Here is a 20,288-nt window from a genome sequence, read left to right as displayed (position 1 = left end):
ACTCTCTCCCTCTCATCGGAACTCTCCCATGAAAGTCCAACTCCCCGCCAAGTTCGATGAGATGATCGCGCGTCTCGGCCCCAGCCGCGACCTGGCACTGGCGTTGGGCGTGACCGGCATCATCGCGATGCTGATCCTGCCCATGCCCGGCTGGATGCTCGATCTGGGGCTGGCGCTGTCGATCACTGCGTCGGTCCTGATCCTCATGACGGCCCTGTTCATCGACAAGCCGCTTCAGTTGTCGAGCTTTCCTACGATCCTGCTGATCGTCACCATGTTGCGCCTCGGCCTCAATCTGGCCTCGACCCGCTTGATTCTGGGCCATGGGCATGAAGGGCATCAAGCCGCGGGTGGGGTGATCGCCGCCTTTGGCGAGTTCCTGATGGGCGGGGAGACGGTGATCGGCCTCACCATCTTCGCGATCCTGATCGTCATCAACTTCGTCGTCATCACCAAGGGGGCAGGGCGCATCGCCGAAGTTGGCGCCCGCTTCAGCCTGGACGCGATGCCCGGCAAGCAGATGGCGATCGACGCGGACCTCAATGCGGGCACCATCACCGAAGCGCAGGCCAAGGAACGGCGCGCCGAGATCGAGGCGGAAAGCGGCTTTTACGGCGCGATGGACGGTGCGTCGAAGTTCGTGAAAGGCGATGCCGTCGCGGCTTTGCTGATTACCGCGATCAACATCGTCGTCGGACTCATTATCGGCGTCGCTATCCATGGCGTACCCTTTGGTGAGGCCTTCACTACCTACACCATCCTGACGGTCGGCGACGGCCTCGTCAGCCAGATTCCAGCGCTGATTGTTTCGACCGCTGCAGGCTTGCTCGTGTCGAAGGGCGGAATAGCGGGCAAGACCGGCGCGACGCTGGGCGAGCAGCTTGGCCGTTATCCAAAGGCGTTCGGCGTCGTTGCGGCGTTGATGCTGGTGCTGGCACTGATGCCGGGCCTGCCTTTCGCGCCCTTCGCGCTGTTCGGCGGCATTTGCGGCTGGCTCGCCTGGAGCATGACGAAAAAGGCTGAGGCCGCCACGATACAGGCCCGCATGGACGAGGCGGCCGCCCAGCAGCAGGTTGTGCCGGCGGAGGAACCCATTGCCCGCACGCTTGCGATTGACGCCCTGCGCATCGAACTGGGCTATGGGCTGTTGCCGATGATCAACGATGCCAGCGCCGAACCGCGTCTCGATGACCAGGTTCGCGCGCTGCGGCGACAGATGGCGATCGACTTCGGTTTCGTACTGCCGTCGGTCCGCATCCTCGACAATATGGCCCTCCAGGCCAATGAGTATGTCGTCTATGTCAAGGAAACGGAGATTGCGCGCGGCGAGCTGCGCATCGGCAAGCTGCTGGTGATCAATGCGAGCGGGCAGGATGTCGGCATCCGCGGCGAGCCGACCAAGGAGCCGGTGTTCCACCTGCCTGCACTCTGGATCGACCGCGACATGCGAGAGGAAGCAGGCTTCCGTGGTCTCACCGTGGTCGATTGCGGTACGGTCGTCACCACGCATCTGACCGAGATCGTGAAGGATAATATCGCGGATCTGCTGTCCTATGCCGAAACGCAGAAGCTGCTGAACGAAGTCCACAAGGATGCGGAAAAGCTGATCGCGGATCTGATCCCGGCGAAAATCTCCATTTCCGGCGTTCAGCGCGTACTCCAGAACCTGCTGGCCGAAGGCGTGTCGATCCGCGATATTCCCACCATCCTGGAAGGCGTCGCGGAGGCCACCGCCATGACTGGCAGCCTGACGCAGGTGACCGAACATGTGCGTGCGCGTCTTGCTCGCCAGATCTCAGCGCAGCAGACTCACGATGGCACCATCCCAGTGGTGACGTTGGGCGCGCAATGGGACGAGGCCTTCGCGGAGAGTATCGTCGGGCAGGGAGATGATCGGCATCTCGCCATGGCGCCATCCAGCCTTCAGGGCTTCATCGCTGCCGTTCGCGACACCTATGATCGCTTCGCGACGCAGGGCGAGATACCCTGTCTGCTGACCAGTCCGCCGCTTCGTCCCTTCGTTCGTTCGATCATCGAGCGGGTTCGGCCGGCGACCGTCGTGTTGTCGCAGAATGAAGTCCATGCCCGCGCCCGACTGCGCAGCCTTGGAACGATCGGCTGACGCGACCGAAGGCGTGTCGAACTCTCTATAAGATTATAAGGAACGGGCGCGCAGCGCCCCAAGATCGAGAAACCATGCCAGCAGCATCCATGATTTTATCCACGTCGGTTCCGGTCCAGGCAATGGCATCGCAGGAACCCGCGCCCACGTCCGATCCGATCGGCGCTTTTGGCGTTCTGGTCGACAATCTGTCTGTGGGCAGTCCGGAAACGCCTACGTCGATGGTGCCGACGCCGTCGCGCCCCCCAGTATCGTTGCCCTCTGGCGACGCGGCCGATCAGCCGCTATTGCCCGTTGCTCCCGTAGTGGAGGCGGAAGCTGCGCTGCCTTCTCAGTTGCATCCGGAAGTTATCGGGGCGCCGACAGCGACGCCGCATCCGTCGCCATCGCCTCCGGTCGATCCGGCGACGACGGAGGCACCGGACGAGGCCTCTCTTGCAAACGACGAGCAAGCCGCAGACTCCGTCAGGACGCAACCTGTCTTTGAGAAGCCGGTGGCGTTGCACGGCGCTTCATTGATGCCGGCAGTACAGCCGGGCTTGGCCATCGAAAGGCCTGTCGAAAAGGTCGTGGCCAAGAAGGAAGAAGCGGCCGTCGACGAGGCGCCCTCCGATAGGGAAGTGCATGTGGCGGTCGCTACCAGGCCCCAGCCGGTATCAATGGAAATGATACCGACAGTTGTGCCTCCTCCGGCGACGGGCGGCGATGGGCTCGTGCCGGATGACGGCGCGACCCAGCAGTCGACGTCGGCGCAAGTCACCGAAACCGGGGGTGCGGAGACAATCCTGCCGAAAACCGAAGCGGTGGCGCGGGCTGATACGCCGACGGAACCGAAGGGGGAAGCCAATACGGCGGACTTACGGTCCATTGCTGCTCCTGCCGGTACCGAACGGCAGCGTGAGGAGGTCGGGATGGAAGTGAAAGCTGTTGCCATGCCGCCGCATATCGCCAAGGCGGATGGAGCGTTGCCGTCCCCCTTGCTGACGCAGACCCTCGCGCCGGTCACCAACACCCTGCCCGCCAGCCCCTATCCCGTCACGCCGCAAGCCGTAGCGCCATCGCCCGTCATCCAGGCCCAGCCGGGACGGATCGGCGCCGACATCGGCGTCGAGATCGCCAAGGCAGCGAAGGGCGATCGTGAGGATCTTCTGATCCGGCTCGACCCGCGCGAGATGGGCCGCATCGATGTGCGATTGTCTTTCGATCGCGAGGGAACATTGCGCGCGGTGATGTCGGCAGACAGTCCAGCCGCGCTCGACATGCTGCGGCGCGAAAGTGGCGACCTCAACCGGGCGCTGGTCGATGCAGGCATCCGTCAAGACAGCCAGTCGCTCCGTTTCGATGCACGGTCCGGCGATCAGGGACAAGGTGCCGGGTCCGGGCAGGGCTGGCAACATGGCGGGCAGGATCAGGGCAATCGGGCCTTTCTCGACAATGGCGGCGACGAACTCGCCGATCTTGAATACCGGCCGCTGCGCGCCAGCGGCCAGGTCGACCTCATGGCGTAAGGATGAATGACATGACGACGGTCAACACGACGACGACTTCCAGCACGGCCACCTCGCAGCTTGCCGGGCTGACTACTGACTATACGATGTTCCTGAAGCTACTGACCACGCAGATGCAGAACCAGGATCCGCTCGATCCCCTGGATACATCGGAATATACCCAGCAGCTGGTGCAATATTCGCAGGTTGAGCAGGCGATTCAGCAGAGCGCCTCCTTGCAGGACATCGTGTCCCAGCTCAATGCGCAACAAATGTCGCAAGCATCGAGCTTCATCGGCAAGGAAGCGCGGTTCGATTCCGCTGTCGCGGGGCTTGGTGCCGATCCGGCCACCTGGACTTATTATGTCGATGGTACTCCCGGTTCCATCACGGCTACCATCGCAGATTCATCGGGCAAGGTCGTGAACACGGTCACGCTCGATCCTGACGTGCAGGGCCGGTTCGAATGGGATGGGATGAAGAGCGACGGTAGTAAAGCCGCGGACGGCGCCTACACCTTGTCGCTGACAGCGGCGACCGCCGGTGGCGACAAGCTGGATGCGACGATCAATTCGGTGGCCAAGGTCACCGACGTGGTGAGCAGCGGTGCCGACATCATGCTGGGCGTAAACGGCATTCGCATGCCGCTTTACGGGCTGGTCGGCGTATCCGCCATCGACTGACAGAATGTTGAGAAGGGCTGATCCGGCTTGTCGGATCAGCCGTCGACGTGTTTCGCTGGTTCCGCAATATCCATCGTTGTACTCAGCATCGCGCACCCCGCCATCCTGGCCGGCAGGGCGAGAAGCATCAGACAATCTTCGATCGAAGGATCTTCGGCAGGGCCGATCAGGTCGATCATATCGTCATTTGAATAATCGAAGATATGCAAACAATGATGGGCGGCGGCTTTCCATAGAGCGTTGGGGCATTCCACTCGCAATTTCAGCGAAAACTCAAATTCCCTGTCAGATATGTCGATCATATTGACAGCGCCCTCTGTGTCAGTGAACATTTTTCACATACGCTCTCGATCATGATGTCATGGCCGATAAGGCCTTGGAATTTTCGATATAAGAAACCGCCCCCCGAACCCCGATGGTCTCCTGCTATATGTGGGATGTCCTTCCAACTAAGGGTTTTCCCTTATACCGATCGGCAAGGTCATGCTGGCCTGCGGATATGATCGGAATTGGACGATAAGATTCGTCGGAGTCTATGACGGGATCGGATTTCCCCATTCTATCATGAAGTCAGGTGACGCTTCGATAGAAGCCGTCGTCTTGGCCGCAGAGGGGGACGAAAGATGAGCGATACGGATATCGAGGCACGACTAAGATTTTTCGAACTGGACGAAAGGCAGCGCCGCCTGCTTCGCGACTCGCGGCCCATCCTCGAACGCTGTATCGGACCCGCGCTCGATCGCTTTTATGAACGCGCAAGGGCTACGCCAGATACGGCTCGCTTCTTTCGCGACAACGCACATATGGCAACGGCGCGGTCGGCGCAGATCCGACATTGGATGCACATTGTCGATGCGCGGTTCGATGCCGCCTACCATCAAAGTGTTCGGCGGATCGGATCCGTGCATGCGCGCATTGGTCTGGAGCCCCGCTGGTATATTGGTGCCTACTCCCTGATCCTCGAAGAAATCATCCGAGCGGTCGACCGTGCGGCGTCGCCGTGGCGGCGGTTATTTGCACGCGCGCGTGGAGGCAGCGATATGGCGGCCGCCCTGGTGAAAGCTGGCCTGCTGGATATGGAATTGTCGATATCCATCTATTTCGAGGAAGCGGAAATCGAACGAAACGAGGCAATCGCAAAACTGGACCGGGCCTTGGCACGGCTGGCTGTCGGTGATCTCGCAGAGGATGTGAGTGGATTGCCCCCGGCATTCTCCTCGCTGGAAAAATCCTACAACCAGACTTTGGACAATCTACGCGAAACCATCGGGTCGGTCATTAGCGCTTCGGCCACGATCAAGGGCGGATCGCGGGATATCGCCGACACATCGGAGGATCTGGCGCGCCGGATGGAGAGCAATGCCGCCGCGCTTGAGCAAGCCGCAGTAACGCTGGGACAGGTTGAAGACCGGGTGAAGGCGACTGCTTCGGGCGCACGAGAGACGCTTTCCATCGCCGACGAAGCGCTTGTGGCGATGGGTCAGGGAAAGCAGGGGGCTGGCGATGCCGTGCGGACCATGCACCTGGTCCATGACAGCGCTCGCGGTATCGACGCCGTGATCGAAGGCGTCGACAAGATCGCTTTCCAGACGCGCGTGCTGGCCATGAATGCAGCTGTCGAGGCGGGCCGGGCCGGCGATGCAGGGCGAGGTTTCGCAGTGGTTGCCGATCTGGTCCGGGCGCTGGCAATGCGGGCTGAGGAGGAGGCCAGAAAGGCGCGAGAAGGGTTGTTGACGACCCAGTCCGAAATTGCAGCAGCGGTGGGAGCTGTGACCAGGGTCGACGGCGCGCTCAACGGCGTTTCCGCCAAGTTCGAGCGGGTCCATGCCCTGATTGCGCAGATGTCGAACGACAACGCGGCCCAGTCGAACGCGATAATCGAGGTCAACAGCGCGGTCGGTGTTATGGATCGTGCGACCCAGCAAAATGCATCGATGATCGAAAAGGCTGCGGTCGGGGCGCAGTCGCTTCACGACGACGCCGCGCAACTCGCCGCTCAGGCTGAACGGTTCCGCGTCGGCACAGGGCGATAGGCCGCGGTGATAGCCCGAAGGTCTACAGCCCCTCCGCCTCGACCCAGTGGGCGCTCGTAATCTGGCGGGCGAGCGCCCAGACCTGCCGCCTGATATCGGGAACGGCGACGATTTCCCAATGGGCGCCGCGCGTCATCGGGCCAACGACCATCAACCGTTCCTGTGCATCGCCATGCACGTCGATGGCCCGGCACTGGCGATCCACATCGATGCCGATCGCCAGCGGATCGGGGCGAATGTCGCCGCGGTCGAACAGGTTGCGTAGCAGCGGATCCTTTACCCGGCGTAGGTCGCCCAGCGGCCCGGTGCAATTTACTACGCGCGCCACGCGCAGGCTTTCCGCCGCCGCCCTTCCGCGCGGGCGCAGATCGACCGCCAGCCCATCGCCATCTGCCTGAGAGGCAATGACCTTCGCGGCGCGCACTTCCAGTCGACCCTGGCCGCACAGGGTGTCCAGACGAGCGGCGACCTCCGGCGCAATGCGGTGGCGATGCACGTCCCAATAAGGACGCAGGTGGCGCAGGAACCGGCTCCGGTCGGCCGGACTGGCGGCGCACCACATATCCTGGGTGAAGGGACGCAGTTCATCCACTGCGTTGCGCCAGCCAATCTCGGCCGCGCGCGCGCGTACCATATGGACCAACGCCGAGGCGGGGCCGCTCAGTCTTTCGCTCCGCACAGCATAGGGTTGAGCCGGCGCATGAGCATGGGGCACCAGCCCGCGTCGCGACAGGGCTATGATCCTGCCTTCAAAGCCGCTGCTTTCCAGGCTCAAGGTACAGTCCACGGCTGTCAGGCCGCTGCCCAGCAGCAGGACGGTGTGATCCCGGTCAAGTCCCTGCGCGATATTCGTCGCCCACGGATCATTCACATAGGCGGGGCGCTCTTTGTCGGCGAAGGCCGGCAAATCATGTGGCGGCAAGTTACCCGCCGCGACCACCGCGATGTCGGCAGCCACTGTGCCGCCGGACTTGAGCGCCAGAAATGCGCCATCGTCGGCGATGGTCAGGTCGACGGCTTCGTCGGTCAGGACCGATAGTCGACCGCCGACGAACGCGCGCATGTCGTCAAGCATTGCGCAGAGATAGGCGCCATAGTCACGGCGACGCGCGAAACTGCCTTCCTGTCCCAGCCCCCGTGCCTGTAGCCAGTTCGCGAAATGGCGTGGCTGATCCGGCAGCGCGCTCATATTGGCGGCGCGAACGTTGAGGACATGGTCTGCTTGCGCCGCGCCATAGGCAAGGCCGCGACCCAGCCGATCAGGCTTGCGCTCGATCAGCGTCACCCGGACAGAGCCATGGCGCAGCAGATTGATGGCCAGCAGCACACCGCTAAAGCCTCCGCCGACGATGGCGACATGATCGACTTTCAGCATCGATCAAGAATTTCTGATGGTTCTGTCAGCATTGCTTGTGGGACATATCTCTACTGCATGGATAGATAAAGACCTATCTACATAGGAAGGATGATCATGACCCTGTTTCGGTTCTGGGGCCAGAGGTTGAATCGCTGGCGTGAAGCGGCGCGGAAGGAATTTCTGCGCAATCCGGATGTCGTGCTGTTTGAGCGCGGCCCGGAAAAGGCGTCCCTGATCGGCGAAGGTATGCGTGGTCGCTGATATGCTGTCGCGGCGGGCGTTGCTGGCCACGGCAGGTGCGTCCTGTCTCGTCCTTGGCGGATGCGGCGGAGCCAAGGTTGAGCGACCGACCCTGCGCGTGTCGATCACCGGCAAGGGCGAAGGCGACACGCGGCTGTTGTTCAAGGCAGCCGGGATCACGCCGAAGGGCTTCGATCTCGTCTACAGCGAGTTCCAGTCCGGCCATCTGGTGGTGGAGGCACTGAACGGCGGATCGCTCGACTATGGCGGGATGAGTGAAATCCCGCCAATCTTCGCGGCGGCGTCCACGATCCAGAGCTTCCGCCAGATCGCCGTGGCGCATGGCGACGTCAACAACCAGGTCGTGCTGGTGCCCAAGGGGTCCAAAGCGAAATCGATCGCCGATCTCAAGGGTAAGCGCGTCGGCTATGTCCGCGCCACGACATCGCAATATTTCCTGATTCGGATGCTGGAGGAAGTCGGCCTTGGCTGGGACGACATCAAGCCGGTTGCCATGGGCGTTTCGGATGGCGCGGCAGCCTTTTCGCAAGGGGCGCTTGATGCCTGGGCCATTTATGGCTTCCCGATTCAACGTGCCATCGCGACCGAAGGTGCCCGCATCCTGAAGACCGCCTATGGCATATTGTCGGGTAACTATCTGGTGTCGGCGCATGTCGATTCACTGTCGGATCCGGACAGGACACAACTGATCCGCGACTATCTGGGGCTTGTCCAGAAAGCCTATGGCTGGGCGGCTGCCCATCAGGAGCAGTGGGCGGGGATCATCGCCCAGGATATCGGCGTGCCGCGCGACTATGTGCTGGATCAGTTCAAGCGAAAGAGCGCGACCTACGAATTGCGGCCGGTGACTGATCAGGCGATCGCATCGCAGCAGCAGGTCGCAGACCTCTTTTTCCGGCAAAAGCTTCTTCCCAAGGCGGTCGATGTTCGGCCGCTTTGGGATGCCCAGTTCAACGACGCCATTCCCAAGCGAGTGTGACATCATGGCCAGTCAGGCACTAGTCCCCGAAAATGAACGCGATCGCTCCCTCCCGCCGATCAGTGCAGAGCAGCTTGATCGACTGACGAAGCGGTTGGCCGAAACGGCTGAGGATTATGACCGCAGCGCTGAATTTCCTCGCGCCAATTTCGACCTGCTGGCACGGGAGGGGTTGATCGGCCTTACTGTCCCGCGCGAGTTGGGGGGACATGGTGCTTCGCTGTCCGAGGCGATCCGCGTGCTTGGCGCTGTGGCGAAGGGGGAGCCGTCGACGGCGCTCATCCTCTTCATGACTTTCCACTATCATGCCACGCCCGCGCGGGCGCGAAACTGGCCGCAGCATATCTATGAAGAACTGGCGCGCGAGGCCGTGGCCGGTTGCGGCCTGATCGGCGGACTGCGGGTCGAACCGGAACTGGGAACGCCGGTGCGCGGCGGCCTGCCGGCGACGGTCGCGCGGCGGACCACAGACGGCTGGGCAATCAGCGGTACGAAAATCTACTCGACCGGCTCGACCGGCCTCGACTGGTTTTCGGTCTGGGCGAGGACCGACGAGGACAGTCCGCGTGTCGGCAATTTCCTGGTCCGCGCCAACAGTCCGGGGACCGATATCGAACCGGCCTGGGATCATCTGGGGATGCGCGCGACGGTCAGCCATGCCGTGCATTTCACGGATACGCCGACTCCGTTCGACCATGCAGTCGACATCCGCCGGCCCGAACAATGGGCGACAGGAGCGGGCGACCCCAACCTTGCCATCTGGAACGCCCTGTCCATCTCGACCATCTATGACGGCGTGGCCCGCGCGGCACGCGACTGGCTGCGCGCCTATCTCAACGACCGGGTGCCGACCAATCTGGGTGCATCGCTTGCCACCCTGCCGCGCGTGCAGGAACGGTTCGGCGAGATAGAGGCGCTGTTGCAGGTCAACCGCACCATGATCCGCGACGCCGCCGCGCGTCATGATGCAGGCGATCCATCGAGCGCGGTGGAGGTCAACAATATCAAATATCTGGCGACCGCCAACGCCATCCGGGCGGTGGAGATCGGACTGGAGCTGACCGGCAATCCGGGGATCAGCCGCAGGAATCCGCTGGAGCGTCATTATCGCGATGTGCTGTGCAGCCGCATCCACTCGCCCCAGACCGACACCATCCTGATCGCGGCTGGTCGCGCAGCGCTGGGGAACTGATATGTCGTTGATCATCGCCAGCCAGCTGGACGCCGATTTCAACCGAGGGTTGTGCCAGCATCCGATCGCCCCGGTCCTGATCGATGTCGCCGATGACGAGCCATGGACGGCGGCGAGCGAAGCGGATGTTCTGCTGGTCCGTCCCTCGCCTGCCTGGCGGCAACCCTCGATTGTGCGTCCGCCGGTTTGGCCGGGCCGGCTGAAATGGATCTACAGCGCGTCGGCGGGCATAGATTTTTATCCCGAATGGCTGCTCGATGCGCCGCTGGTCACTTGCGGACGCGGCGTCGCATCCGACGAGATCGCCGATTATGTGATCGCCGCCATCTATGCCTATGCCAAGAATCTGGAATCCGTGACCGCCCGGTCGCGGGCCGAATGGGTCAATGTGCCGCTGGGTCGCGTGTCGGGCACGACGATCGGCATCGCAGGCCTGGGGGCGATCGGGCAGGCGGTCGCGCGGCGCGGCCTGGCGCTTGGTGCGCAGGTCGTTGGGCTGCGCCGTTCCGGCGCGCAATCCAGCATCAGCGGTGTCGAACATGTCCGCGATATCGAGACGCTGGTGGCTCGATCGGACCATATCGTCATTGCCGTGCCGGCGACCGCTGAAACCTATCATCTGTTCGATGATGCACTTCTGTCGAAGGTGAAGCCCGGTGCGCATATCATCAATGTCGCGCGCGGATCGGTGATCGACCAGGACGCGCTGATGCGCGCGCTGGAACGCGATGACGGGCCGGGCTTCGCGACGCTGGATGTGACCGACCCGGAGCCTTTGCCGGACGGGCATATGCTCTACACCCACCCGCATGTTCGTCTCACGCCCCATATCTCCAGCAATCATACATTGGTGCGCCATCGCCTGCTGGAGAAAGTGCGGGACGATATTTCCCGTTTCGTGCGCGGTGAGGCGCCGAGCGACATCGTCGACCCGGCGCGGGGCTATTGACCACTGACCGTTGGTTCAAAGCGCCTGAACCGTTTCTCGCGCCAGTTCGGCGAGCCGGTTGGCAGCCTTGTCCAGCTTGTCGCCCGACCGAAGGATGGCCGCCACGCGCGGCAGTTGCGGCAACCGCTCATGCTCCAGCGCCTGACCATCGCCCAGGAAAAGATGCGTGCGGCAGGTGATGCCCAGGCCCGCCCCCACGGCGGCCTTCAGCGTTGCCAGATTTGGCGTTTCGACCGCAATTCGCCATTGCAGCCCGGCATCCTCCAGCCCCCTGATGGCGGCTTCCCGAAAGCGGCAAGGCTCCTCCAGCACCGCCAGCGGAATGACGTCCCGGTCGGCCAGCGCGCTGTCGCCATACCAGCTCATCGGCGCGACGGTCACGGCATGACTGTCGTTCGGCGCGGCAAAGCCCAGCAATATGTCCAGTTCGCGCCGCTCCAGCAGGCTCTGCAATTCGGCCGTCCCGGCGACCCGCGCGTAGATCTGCGCATCGGGATGCAATTCGGCGAAGCGCGACAGCAGGCCGCTGAGCAACGTATCGGCGAAATCCTGAACCATGCCGATTCGGGCCGGGCCGGCGAAACGTCCGGCACTGACTGCGGCGACGGCCTCGTCATGCAGAAGCAGGACGCGTCGCGCGTAATCGAGCAACACCTCTCCCGCCGCCGTCAGGTTAAGCCGCCGGCCTTCGCGCAGGAACAATGTCTGTTGTACCAATTCCTCCAACCGCTTGATCTGCAGGCTGAGGGCGGATTGGGTGACGAAGACCTGCTCCGACGCGTTCAGCATCGACCCTGTATCCACAATGGCGACGAAGCTGCGCAGCAGGTTAGTCGGTAGATTGACCGGCACGGTGGCCCCCTTTCATGATCTGGGCAATGGCCGATCCGGTGTCGGGAACGGAAAGCATCTATGGCTGATGCTTATATATCAATCAAAATAGTAGAGATTTATAAGCCGAAGAAAAATCTTCGCCTGAACGAGCGATGCCGGAAAAACCGCCATTTGCGACGCTAATCCGCCCCTCCGACACGATAAATGGCGACCTATTAGCAATGATGATAGATGGGCGGAGAAAAACTTAATTGAATTGGTAGACAATACATGTTGGGCTTGCCGCGACTTCAAAAAAGGCCCGGACATGGCGGTTCTGACATATAATGGCATTTCCAGCGCAGGGCGCGACCGACAGGTTGCGACGCCTCGCCGTTTCTCGCTTTCCCGTTTCGGCGGACGCTGGCTGTCTCCAGTCGCGCTGCTGTTGCTCTGGGAGGCGGGTTCGCGTCTGGGCTTGATCCCGGAACGCACCTTGGCGGCGCCGTCTGCTGTGTTCGGCACATTGATCGAGATGGTAATCTCTGGCGAGTTGCCTTCCAATCTGCTGGTGTCCTTCGCGCGGGTCGCCGCCGGACTGCTAATTGGCGTGGGCCTTGGGTTGGGGCTTGGTCTGGTGGCAGGCCTCTCCCGCGCCGGCGAACTGGCGGTCGATCCGCTGATGCAAATCAAGCGCACCATTCCTGCGCTGGCGCTGACGCCGCTCTTCATCGTCTGGTTCGGTATCGGGGAAACGCCGAAAGTGGCGCTGATCGCTTTCGGCACGATCTTTCCGGTCTATCTGAACCTCTACAGCGGCATCCGCGGCGTGGACCTGCGCCTGCTGGATGCGGCCAGGAGCTTCGGTCTCAGCCGCTGGGAACAGATCTGGCATGTCGTGCTGCCATCGGCCCTGCCGTCGCTGCTGGTCGGTCTGCGTTATGCGCTGTCGGTATCGATCCTGGTGCTGGTCGTAGCGGAACAGATCAACGCATCTGCCGGCCTCGGCTACCTCATCAACAATGCCCGTGATTTCATGCGGACCGACATCATCGTCGTCTGCCTCATGGTCTACGCCATTCTCGGACTTGGCGCCGACTGGCTGGTCCGCACCATCGAAGCCCGCGCCCTGATCTGGCGCCCCAGCATAGTGGAGCAATAAGCATGGACGCTCGCCTCGGTTTTTCCACGGTGAACAGCGCCGTTCACCAGTCTCAGCCCGACCCCGTCGTTCGCCTGCGTGGCTTTACCCGCCGCTTCGGCGCCAACACCATCATCGATGGCCTTGATCTCGACATCGCGCCGGGCGAGTTCATCGCCCTGCTGGGCCGGTCGGGATCGGGCAAGACCACCTTGCTGCGGACGCTCGCCGGCCTGGACGAGGTGCGCGGGCAGGATGTCGACGTCCCCGACTCCCGCGCCGTAGTCTTTCAGGATGCGCGCCTGCTGCCCTGGAAGCCGGTCTGGAAGAATGTGTCGCTCGGCCTGAAGGGCAATGTCCGCGACCGTGCCGAAGTGGCGCTCAGGGAAGTGGGCTTGGGTCATCGTATCGACGCCTGGCCGCTGACCCTGTCGGGCGGCGAGGCGCAGCGTGTGGCGCTGGCCCGCGCTCTGGTGCGAGAGCCGAAATTGCTGCTGCTGGACGAGCCGTTCGCTGCGCTCGACGCGCTGACGCGATACCGGATGCACGATCTGGTCCTCTCGCTCTGGCGCCGACACAGGCCTGCCGTACTGATCGTGACTCATGATGTCGAGGAGGCGATCGCGCTGGCGGACCGCGTGCTGGTGCTGGACAAGGGGCGTATCGTCGCGGAAGAGCGCATCACGGCTCCCAGAGGCGAGCGGGCCAGCTTTGCCGGGCGTTTACGCGAAAAACTGCTGTCGCATCTGGGTGGCGACGATCATGGCGATGGCGTCATTCCCTTTGCGTCGATCGCGGAAGCCGCCGAATGAACGCAGTCGCCACCCTGGAGCGGCCGGTCGACACGACACGGCTGCGCGGGTTCGTAACCGCCTTCGCCGATCTGCTCGCGGCGACGCGGGACGAGCAGGCGATACTGGAAAGCGGCCGATCGCTAATGGCGCGCCTCATCGCCACCGATGACTGGCTGCCGGAGGAATTTACCCGGCCGCACCCGGATCGCTATCAGCAATATCTGCTTCACTGCGACAGTCGCGAGCGTTTCAGTATCGTCAGCTTCGTCTGGGGCGCGGGTCAGTCGACTCCGATCCATGACCACACAGTCTGGGGTCTGATCGGCGTGCTGCGCGGTGCGGAGAAAGTCGAGCGGTTCCGCCGCCTGCCGACCGGCGGCTTGATCGCGGAGGCCGAAGACCTTCTGCGCGAAGGGGAGGTAGACGCCGTATCGCCCCGCGTCGGCGACATTCATCGCGTGACCAATGGCCTCACCGACCGGCCTTCCATCAGCATCCATGTCTATGGGGCCAATATCGGCGCCGTGGAGCGGGCGACCTATGCCACCGACGGCACGCCCAAGACCTTCATTTCGGGTTACGCGAACGGCGTGATCCCTAACCTCTGGGACAGATCGAAAAGCATATGAGCACCGACACACTGGACCGCATCCAGACTGCGACGCCGCAGGACATTCGCCACGCCCTGCTGGTAGGCAGCGAGATCGCCATTATCGACGTGCGGGAGGAACATGAATTCGCGCAGGGTCATCCGCTCTTCGCCGCGCAGATCCCGCTGCGCCGCATCGACGAGGAGGCGCGCTGGCGCATCCCGCGCCTCGACACGCCGATCATCGTCTATGACAATGGCGAAGGGCTGGCGCGCAAGGCGGCGGTCCGGTTCGAAGGGCTGGGCTATACCAATGTCCGTGAACTGGACGGCGGTCTCTCCGCCTGGACAGCGGCCGGTTATGAACTGTTCGAGGACGTCAACAGCTACAGCAAGGCGTTCGGCGAACTGGTCGAGCATCGCCGCCATACCCCCAGCCTGGCGGCGGAGGATGTGCAGGCGCTGATCGACGAAAGGGCGGACATCAAGATCCTCGATGCCCGTCGATACGACGAATATAACATAATGAGCATCCCGACCGGGACGAGCGTGCCGGGCGCCGAACTGGTATTGCGCGCGCGGACCATCGCGCCCGATCCCGACACCACGATCATCGTCAATTGCGCCGGCCGCACCCGGTCGATCATCGGCGCCCAGTCGCTGGTCAATGCGGGCCTGCCGAACAGAATATTCGCGCTACGCAACGGCACGATCGGCTGGACGCTGGCCGGGCAGCAGCTGGAAACCGGCCAGACCCGCATCGCGCCTGAAATCGACGACGTGTCGACGCAGGACGCGCGTGCCCATGCCCGCGACGTGGCCTATCGCGCAGGCGTGAAGCGGATCGGCTGGGATGAACTGGACACGTTCAGGGCAGACAGCGGCCGCACCCTTTACCTCTATGACGTTCGCCAGCCGCGTGAATATGAAGGCGGCCATCTGCCCGGCTTCCGCAGCGCGCAGGGCGGCCAGCTGGTGCAGGAAACCGATCATAACGCCCCGGTGCGCGGCGCGCGGATCGTCGTGACCGACCCCACCGGCGTTCGGGCCGACATGACAGCTTCCTGGCTGGCGCAACTCGGATGGGATGTTTCGGTGCTGGACGTCGACTGGTCTGCGGTCACGCTGGAAAAGGGATCGGACGGCGCGCCGTCGCCGCGCGGGCCGGAGGGCCGGTACAAGCGCCCCTATGAGGGCACTGACAACAAGGCGGCCGCCATGCAGGCCTATCTGGACTGGGAATATGGCCTCGTCGCCCAGCTGGAGCGCGACGGCACCCACGGTTTCTACGTCATCTAACAAACAGGAGGGCATATGAGCGTCAAGTTCATCGGCTATATCGGCTTCAACAATGGATCGGAAACCCAGTCGGCGGTACGGAGCCGTGCGCTCGACACCGACTATGTCAACGCGGCAGCCAAGGCGCAGGAAGAGGGCGGCTTCGACCGCGTCCTCATTCCCTTCGGCTCCAACAGCCCGGAAAGCCAGATCGTGGCGGCGCATGCCGCCGCCATTACCACAAAATTGGGCTTCCTCGTCGCGCATCGACCAGGCTTTACCCAGCCGACCGTGGCCGCGCGCCAGCTTGCAACGCTTGATCAGTTGTCGAACGGCCGAGTGGCGGTACACATCATCACCGGCGGCGCGGATGAGGAAATGGCGCGCGACGGCGATACGCAGACCGTCAAGGCCGAACGCTACAGCCGCACCGACGAATATCTTACGATCCTGCGGCAGGAGTGGACGGCAGCGACGCCCTTCGATCACCAAGGCAAATATTACGACATCCGCCAGGCGTTCAGTGCGATCAAACCCGACAATCTGCCGGTCTTTTTCGGCGGATCGTCCGAAGAGGCGATCGAGGTGGCCGGCCGCCATGCCGATGTCTATGCGCTCTGGGGCGAAACGCTCGAAGCGGTGCAGGACACGGTGCGTGCGGTCCGCAAGTCGGCGGCGCGCCATGGCCGCAACCCCGGCTTCTCCCTCTCGCTGCGCCCGGTGATCGCGGATACGGAAGAGACCGCCTGGAAACGCGCAGCCGAGATCGAGGAACAGGTGCGCGAGAACCGGACCGCTGCCGGCCTGCCGCTCACTGGCCATCGTCCGCCCAATGCCGGGTCGCTGCGCCTGCTCGACACCGCCAGCAGCAACCGGCGCGACACGCGCCTATGGACCGGCGTCGCTGCGCTCACGGGCGCGGCGGGCAACAGCACGGGGCTGGTCGGCACGCCCGAACAGGTCGCCGACGCCATGCTCGACTATTATGACATCGGCATCGACCATTTCCTGATCCGCGGCTTCGACCCGCTGGGCGATTCAATCCTTTACGGCCGCGAACTGCTGCCGGTGGTACGCCGCAAGGTGGCCGAGCGCGAGGCATCTGGCCTCGCACTGGCGGGCTGATCCATGTCGAAGAAGAAAGTCGCCATCCTGTCGGCGACCCTTGTTGCGGTGGCGGGCCTCGGGCTCGCCGCCGCGACTTTTAAGCGTAGCGACGAACATGTCCTGCGTGTCGCCAACCAGAAGGGGCAAGTTCGTGCCATGATGCTCGCGTCGGGTGTGCTCAAGGGCGCGCCCTACACCGTCGAATGGTCGGAGTTCCCTGCGGCGCAACCGCTGCTGGAGGCCGTTGGCAGTGGCGCGGCGGACCTCGGCCTTGCCGCTGATGCGCCATTTATTTTCGCCTATCAGAGCGGCAGCCCGGTCAAGGCGATCGCCGTGCAGGCGCCGGCGCAGCAAGCCGACGAAGCGCTGGCGATCCTTGTCAAGAATGGTTCGCCGGTGAAGATCGCGCAGGATCTGGTCGGCAAGTCCGTCGCTACCACGCGCGGTTCGATCGGCCATCATCTACTGCTTCAGGCGCTGGAGCGCGCGCATATTCCGGCCGACAAGGTGCGCGTCACCTTCCTGCCGCCGGGCGATGCGAAGGCCGCATTCGACAGCGGATCGATTGACGCCTGGGCGACATGGACACCCTATACCAATGTCGCTGTCAAGGAGGGGGCGCGCGCTGTCGTCGACGCGAAGAATTATGGGTTGCCGCTCTACATCGATATCGCCCATGCCGATTCCATCGGGCCGAAACGCGCGCTGCCCGTAGATTTTCTCCAGCGAGAAGCCAGAGCGGTCGCATGGGCGCGGGCGCATCCCGATCAGTTTGCTCAGGTGCTGGCGAAGGAAACCGGTCTGCCGCTCGATATTGCCCGCGCCAGCTTCGACCGCAACAATCGCGTGTCGCAGCCGATCGATGCGGAGGTCATGGCGCATGAACATGCAATCACGGCGCGTTTCCGAACTGCTGGCCTGACGGACGGCAAGCGTGATGTCGCGCAAGCCTTCGATTCCAGTTTCAGGGCAAGTCGCTGAAACAATAAGTTTGAGTTCGTAAAGATGTACTAAAGTTTAGATATAATCATATATCTATCTTGAAAATCATTTCTCAATTAAATTAGTAGAAAATAGATGAAGCCCCAAGCTTGTTGGGGGAATGATCCATGAAAAATATTGCCCATTATTTTGCCTCATCGGCGCTTGCAGTTGTTGCAATCGCTGCCGCGCCGACATCGGCACAGCTTGTTAGCTTGCCGGAAGACGCTGCCGCTGCCGCTGCGGATGCCGGCACGATCATCGTCACCGGTGTCCGTGGCGCCCCGCGCACCATCGCCGAAAGCCCTGCGCCGATCGACGTGGTCGGTGCAGAGAAGTTGCAAGCGACCGGTGCGGCCGAATTTGGCGAGGCATTGTCGAAACTGCTGCCCTCGCTCAATTTCGGATCGACCCATGCCGGCGTCTTCTCGATCGGCCGTCCGGTTACCAATCGCGGACTGGCGCCGGCCTATACGCTGGTGCTCGTCAACGGCAAGCGGCGGCATAATGGCGCTTTTCTCAATAATTCGACCACCGACACGTCCGGCGCCAACCCCGTCGACATCGACCTGATCCCGACCAGCGGGATCGACCGGATCGAGGTACTCAAGGATAGCGCTGCCGCCCAATATGGCACCGACGCGATTGCCGGGGTCATCAATATCCAACTGGCTGAAAAGGAAGGACTCACCGGCGACTTCACCTATGGGACGCTTTACGATGCCAATGGCAAGCCCGACAGTTGGAAGGGTACGCTCCGCTACGGGACGAAAATCGGCGACGATGGCGGTTTCCTGACGATCAGCGGTGACATCCGCAAGCGTGGCGGCGCCTGGTGGAATCTGTTGGCGACCGACACGAACCTCTATGGCCTGCCTGCGGGGCGCACCATCGATCAGGTGGTGGCGTCAAGCGGCCTGACCCGCGCCCAGGTGGAAGCGAACGTCGCTGAAGCCAACGCTCGGAACGCGCAATGGCGCCGCGACGGCGCGCATAATGGCGATCCGCAGATCAAGGCATTCAACCTCGGCTATAATGCGCAACTGCCGGTGACGGACGATGCGACGCTCTACAGCTTCGGCACCTATGGCGAGCGCGACGCGCAGATCGGCAATAATTTCCGTCGCCCCAACAGCACCGCCAATTTCACGGCCCTCTTTCCGGACGGCTATTATCCACTCAACAATATCGACGAGACGGACTTCCAGTTCGTCGGTGGCCTGCGCGGTGCCCTGGCAGGTTGGGATTACGACATCTCATCCTCCTTCGGCCGCAATGCCAGCCGCCAATATTCCAAATTGTCGATCCGCCCCTCGCTCGGTCCGGACAGTCCGACCTACTGGCCGAACCTTGCGAATTTCGAATTCAGGCAATGGACGCATAATGTCGACCTGACCCGTGAGTTCGAGATCGGACTGGCCAGACCCTTGCAGATATCGATCGGCGCTGAATATCGGCTCGACCGCTTCCGGACCTTTGCGGGTGACCCGCTCGCCTACGAGCCGGCAACCTACATATTCCAGCCGGGCGATCAGCAATATGACTGGAATGTCGGCCGCGTTGCGTCGCCGGTGGTGCAGGGCGCGATCGTCCTGTCGCCCGCCGATGCCGCGGACATCAGCCGGAAAGTCTATGCCGGCTATGTCGACCTCGGTGTCTATCCGACCGACGCATGGTATATCGGCGCTGCGTTGCGTGCAGAACATTATAGCGACGGATCGGGCAGCCCGATCGGCCTGAAGCTCAACAGTCGCTACGAATTCAGCCCGGCGTTTGCTATTCGCGGCACCGTTGGCACCGGCTTCCGCGCGCCATCGCTGACCCAGGTCGGCTACGCCCAGACGGACGGCCGCACATCGTCCTTCTTCAATCCGGCGACCGGCCAGACCGAATTGCGGCCCACGGTCGCCAAGCTGGTGACGGCGGACTCGACGGTGGGCCAGTTGCTGGGCGCCAAGCCGCTCAAGGCGGAAAAGACGTGGAATGCCGGTCTTGGATTTGTCTTCACGCCTGTCCCGGCGCTGTCGGTCACATTGGACGGCTATTATATTCGCATCAGGGACCGTATCGAGCGTACCGGCCGTCTGTTCGGCACCGGCATCTCCGCCATCCTGGCCGCCAACGACCTGTCCGACATCGAGCAGGCGGAATATTTCATCAATGCGGCCGATACCGAGACGAAGGGCGTCGATCTGGTTGCCGACTATAGTCGCAGCCTGGGCAATCTCGGCAAGCTGGGCCTGACCTTCGCCTTCAACTATTCCAAGACGAAGGTCACCGACGTCGTCGCCACCCCGTCGCAATTGTTTGATGCCAACGGCAATTCCTTGCTGGGCGCCGGTTCTGTCTTCTTCGGTGGCGACAAGATTGGCGAACTCGAAGTGCTTCAGCCGCGGACCAAACTGGTCAGCACGCTCAACTGGTCAAAGGGCATTTTCGGCCTCAGCCTCACCGCCACGCGCTACGGCAAATATACGCAGCGCACCGCCGCACGGCCCGCGAACAGCTGGCAGGCCAGCCAC

At 62.6% G+C, this 20,288-nt stretch carries 18 protein-coding genes; 15 read left to right on the top strand and 3 right to left on the bottom strand.

Annotated features, from left to right (window positions below; all coding sequences use genetic code 11):
* The first annotated feature begins 28 nt into the window (after positions 1–28).
* The 3 genes from flhA to VMR39_RS09575 all read left to right on the top strand — a co-directional run bounded on the left by flhA (position 29) and on the right by VMR39_RS09575 (position 4,292).
* Positions 29–2,122, top strand: coding sequence for a flagellar biosynthesis protein FlhA (flhA, locus tag VMR39_RS09585; RefSeq protein ID WP_325415743.1), 2,094 nt, complete (start codon positions 29–31; stop codon positions 2,120–2,122).
* 89 nt (positions 2,123–2,211) lie between these two features.
* Complete coding sequence (locus VMR39_RS09580) at positions 2,212–3,630, top strand: flagellar hook-length control protein FliK (RefSeq protein ID WP_325415742.1); 1,419 nt, start codon at positions 2,212–2,214, stop codon at positions 3,628–3,630.
* An 11-nt stretch (positions 3,631–3,641) separates the two neighbouring features.
* Positions 3,642–4,292: a flagellar hook assembly protein FlgD gene (locus tag VMR39_RS09575; RefSeq protein ID WP_325415741.1), complete on the top strand. Its 651-nt coding sequence runs from the start codon at positions 3,642–3,644 to the stop codon at positions 4,290–4,292.
* Between the two features lie 35 nt (positions 4,293–4,327).
* Here VMR39_RS09575 and VMR39_RS09570 read toward each other — a convergent pair whose 3' ends face one another.
* Entirely contained in the window at positions 4,328–4,594 is a 267-nt protein-coding gene (locus tag VMR39_RS09570) for a hypothetical protein (protein ID WP_325415740.1), read from the bottom strand.
* Between the two features lie 321 nt (positions 4,595–4,915).
* Here VMR39_RS09570 and VMR39_RS09565 point away from each other — a divergent pair, with 321 nt between their 5' ends.
* The gene (locus VMR39_RS09565) at positions 4,916–6,325 is read left to right on the top strand and encodes a globin-coupled sensor protein (RefSeq protein WP_325415739.1); all 1,410 of its coding nucleotides are present in this window, start codon (positions 4,916–4,918) and stop codon (positions 6,323–6,325) included.
* A 22-nt stretch (positions 6,326–6,347) separates the two neighbouring features.
* Here VMR39_RS09565 and VMR39_RS09560 read toward each other — a convergent pair whose 3' ends face one another.
* A complete protein-coding gene (locus VMR39_RS09560; RefSeq protein ID WP_325415738.1) occupies positions 6,348–7,700 on the bottom strand; it encodes an FAD/NAD(P)-binding protein in 1,353 nt (450 codons plus the stop codon).
* Between the two features lie 96 nt (positions 7,701–7,796).
* On the opposite strand from VMR39_RS09560, the gene VMR39_RS09555 reads away from it, so the two are divergent.
* Genes VMR39_RS09555 through VMR39_RS09540 form a run of 4 tightly spaced genes read left to right on the top strand, consistent with a single transcriptional unit; the run spans position 7,797 to position 11,063 of the window.
* Positions 7,797–7,943: a hypothetical protein gene (locus tag VMR39_RS09555; RefSeq protein ID WP_325415736.1), complete on the top strand. Its 147-nt coding sequence runs from the start codon at positions 7,797–7,799 to the stop codon at positions 7,941–7,943.
* Complete coding sequence (locus VMR39_RS09550) at positions 7,933–8,922, top strand: ABC transporter substrate-binding protein (RefSeq protein ID WP_422663728.1); 990 nt, start codon at positions 7,933–7,935, stop codon at positions 8,920–8,922. The genes VMR39_RS09555 and VMR39_RS09550 overlap by 11 nt, the downstream gene beginning before the upstream one ends.
* 4 nt (positions 8,923–8,926) lie before the next feature.
* The gene (locus VMR39_RS09545; protein ID WP_325415735.1) at positions 8,927–10,114 is read left to right on the top strand and encodes an acyl-CoA dehydrogenase family protein; all 1,188 of its coding nucleotides are present in this window, start codon (positions 8,927–8,929) and stop codon (positions 10,112–10,114) included.
* 1 nt (position 10,115) lies between these two features.
* Positions 10,116–11,063 carry an NAD(P)-dependent oxidoreductase gene (locus tag VMR39_RS09540; RefSeq protein ID WP_325415734.1) on the top strand — a complete coding sequence of 316 codons (948 nt, stop codon included), beginning with the start codon at positions 10,116–10,118 and terminating at the stop codon, positions 11,061–11,063.
* A 15-nt stretch (positions 11,064–11,078) separates the two neighbouring features.
* Here VMR39_RS09540 and VMR39_RS09535 read toward each other — a convergent pair whose 3' ends face one another.
* Complete coding sequence (locus tag VMR39_RS09535; protein ID WP_325415733.1) at positions 11,079–11,915, bottom strand: LysR substrate-binding domain-containing protein; 837 nt, start codon at positions 11,913–11,915, stop codon at positions 11,079–11,081.
* Between the two features lie 289 nt (positions 11,916–12,204).
* Between VMR39_RS09535 and VMR39_RS09530 the strand changes: the two genes are divergently transcribed.
* From VMR39_RS09530 to VMR39_RS09500, 7 genes are all read left to right on the top strand, one after another.
* Positions 12,205–13,038, top strand: coding sequence for an ABC transporter permease (locus VMR39_RS09530; RefSeq protein ID WP_325415732.1), 834 nt, complete (start codon positions 12,205–12,207; stop codon positions 13,036–13,038).
* A gap of 2 nt (positions 13,039–13,040) precedes the next feature.
* Positions 13,041–13,829, top strand: a complete 789-nt coding sequence (locus tag VMR39_RS09525) for an ABC transporter ATP-binding protein (RefSeq protein WP_325415731.1) — start codon at positions 13,041–13,043, stop codon at positions 13,827–13,829.
* On the top strand, positions 13,826–14,440 hold the full coding sequence (locus VMR39_RS09520; RefSeq protein ID WP_325415730.1) for a cysteine dioxygenase: 615 nt from the start codon (positions 13,826–13,828) through the stop codon (positions 14,438–14,440). The genes VMR39_RS09525 and VMR39_RS09520 overlap by 4 nt, the downstream gene beginning before the upstream one ends.
* Positions 14,437–15,699 (top strand): rhodanese-like domain-containing protein, encoded by a 1,263-nt coding sequence (locus tag VMR39_RS09515; protein WP_325415728.1) that lies wholly within the window; start codon positions 14,437–14,439, stop codon positions 15,697–15,699. The genes VMR39_RS09520 and VMR39_RS09515 overlap by 4 nt, the downstream gene beginning before the upstream one ends.
* 15 nt (positions 15,700–15,714) lie before the next feature.
* The gene (locus VMR39_RS09510) at positions 15,715–16,803 is read left to right on the top strand and encodes an LLM class flavin-dependent oxidoreductase (protein WP_325415727.1); all 1,089 of its coding nucleotides are present in this window, start codon (positions 15,715–15,717) and stop codon (positions 16,801–16,803) included.
* A gap of 3 nt (positions 16,804–16,806) precedes the next feature.
* Positions 16,807–17,766 (top strand): aliphatic sulfonate ABC transporter substrate-binding protein, encoded by a 960-nt coding sequence (locus VMR39_RS09505; protein ID WP_325415726.1) that lies wholly within the window; start codon positions 16,807–16,809, stop codon positions 17,764–17,766.
* A gap of 128 nt (positions 17,767–17,894) precedes the next feature.
* Positions 17,895–20,288: TonB-dependent receptor plug domain-containing protein (locus VMR39_RS09500; protein WP_325415725.1), on the top strand; the 2,394-nt coding region annotated here is incomplete at its 3' end.

The organism is Sphingobium sp., from assembly GCF_035511395.1.
Lineage (GTDB): Bacteria > Pseudomonadota > Alphaproteobacteria > Sphingomonadales > Sphingomonadaceae > Sphingobium.
The sequence above is the reverse complement of the archived record's forward strand: the minus strand, read 5'-3'. Positions and strand labels throughout refer to the sequence as shown.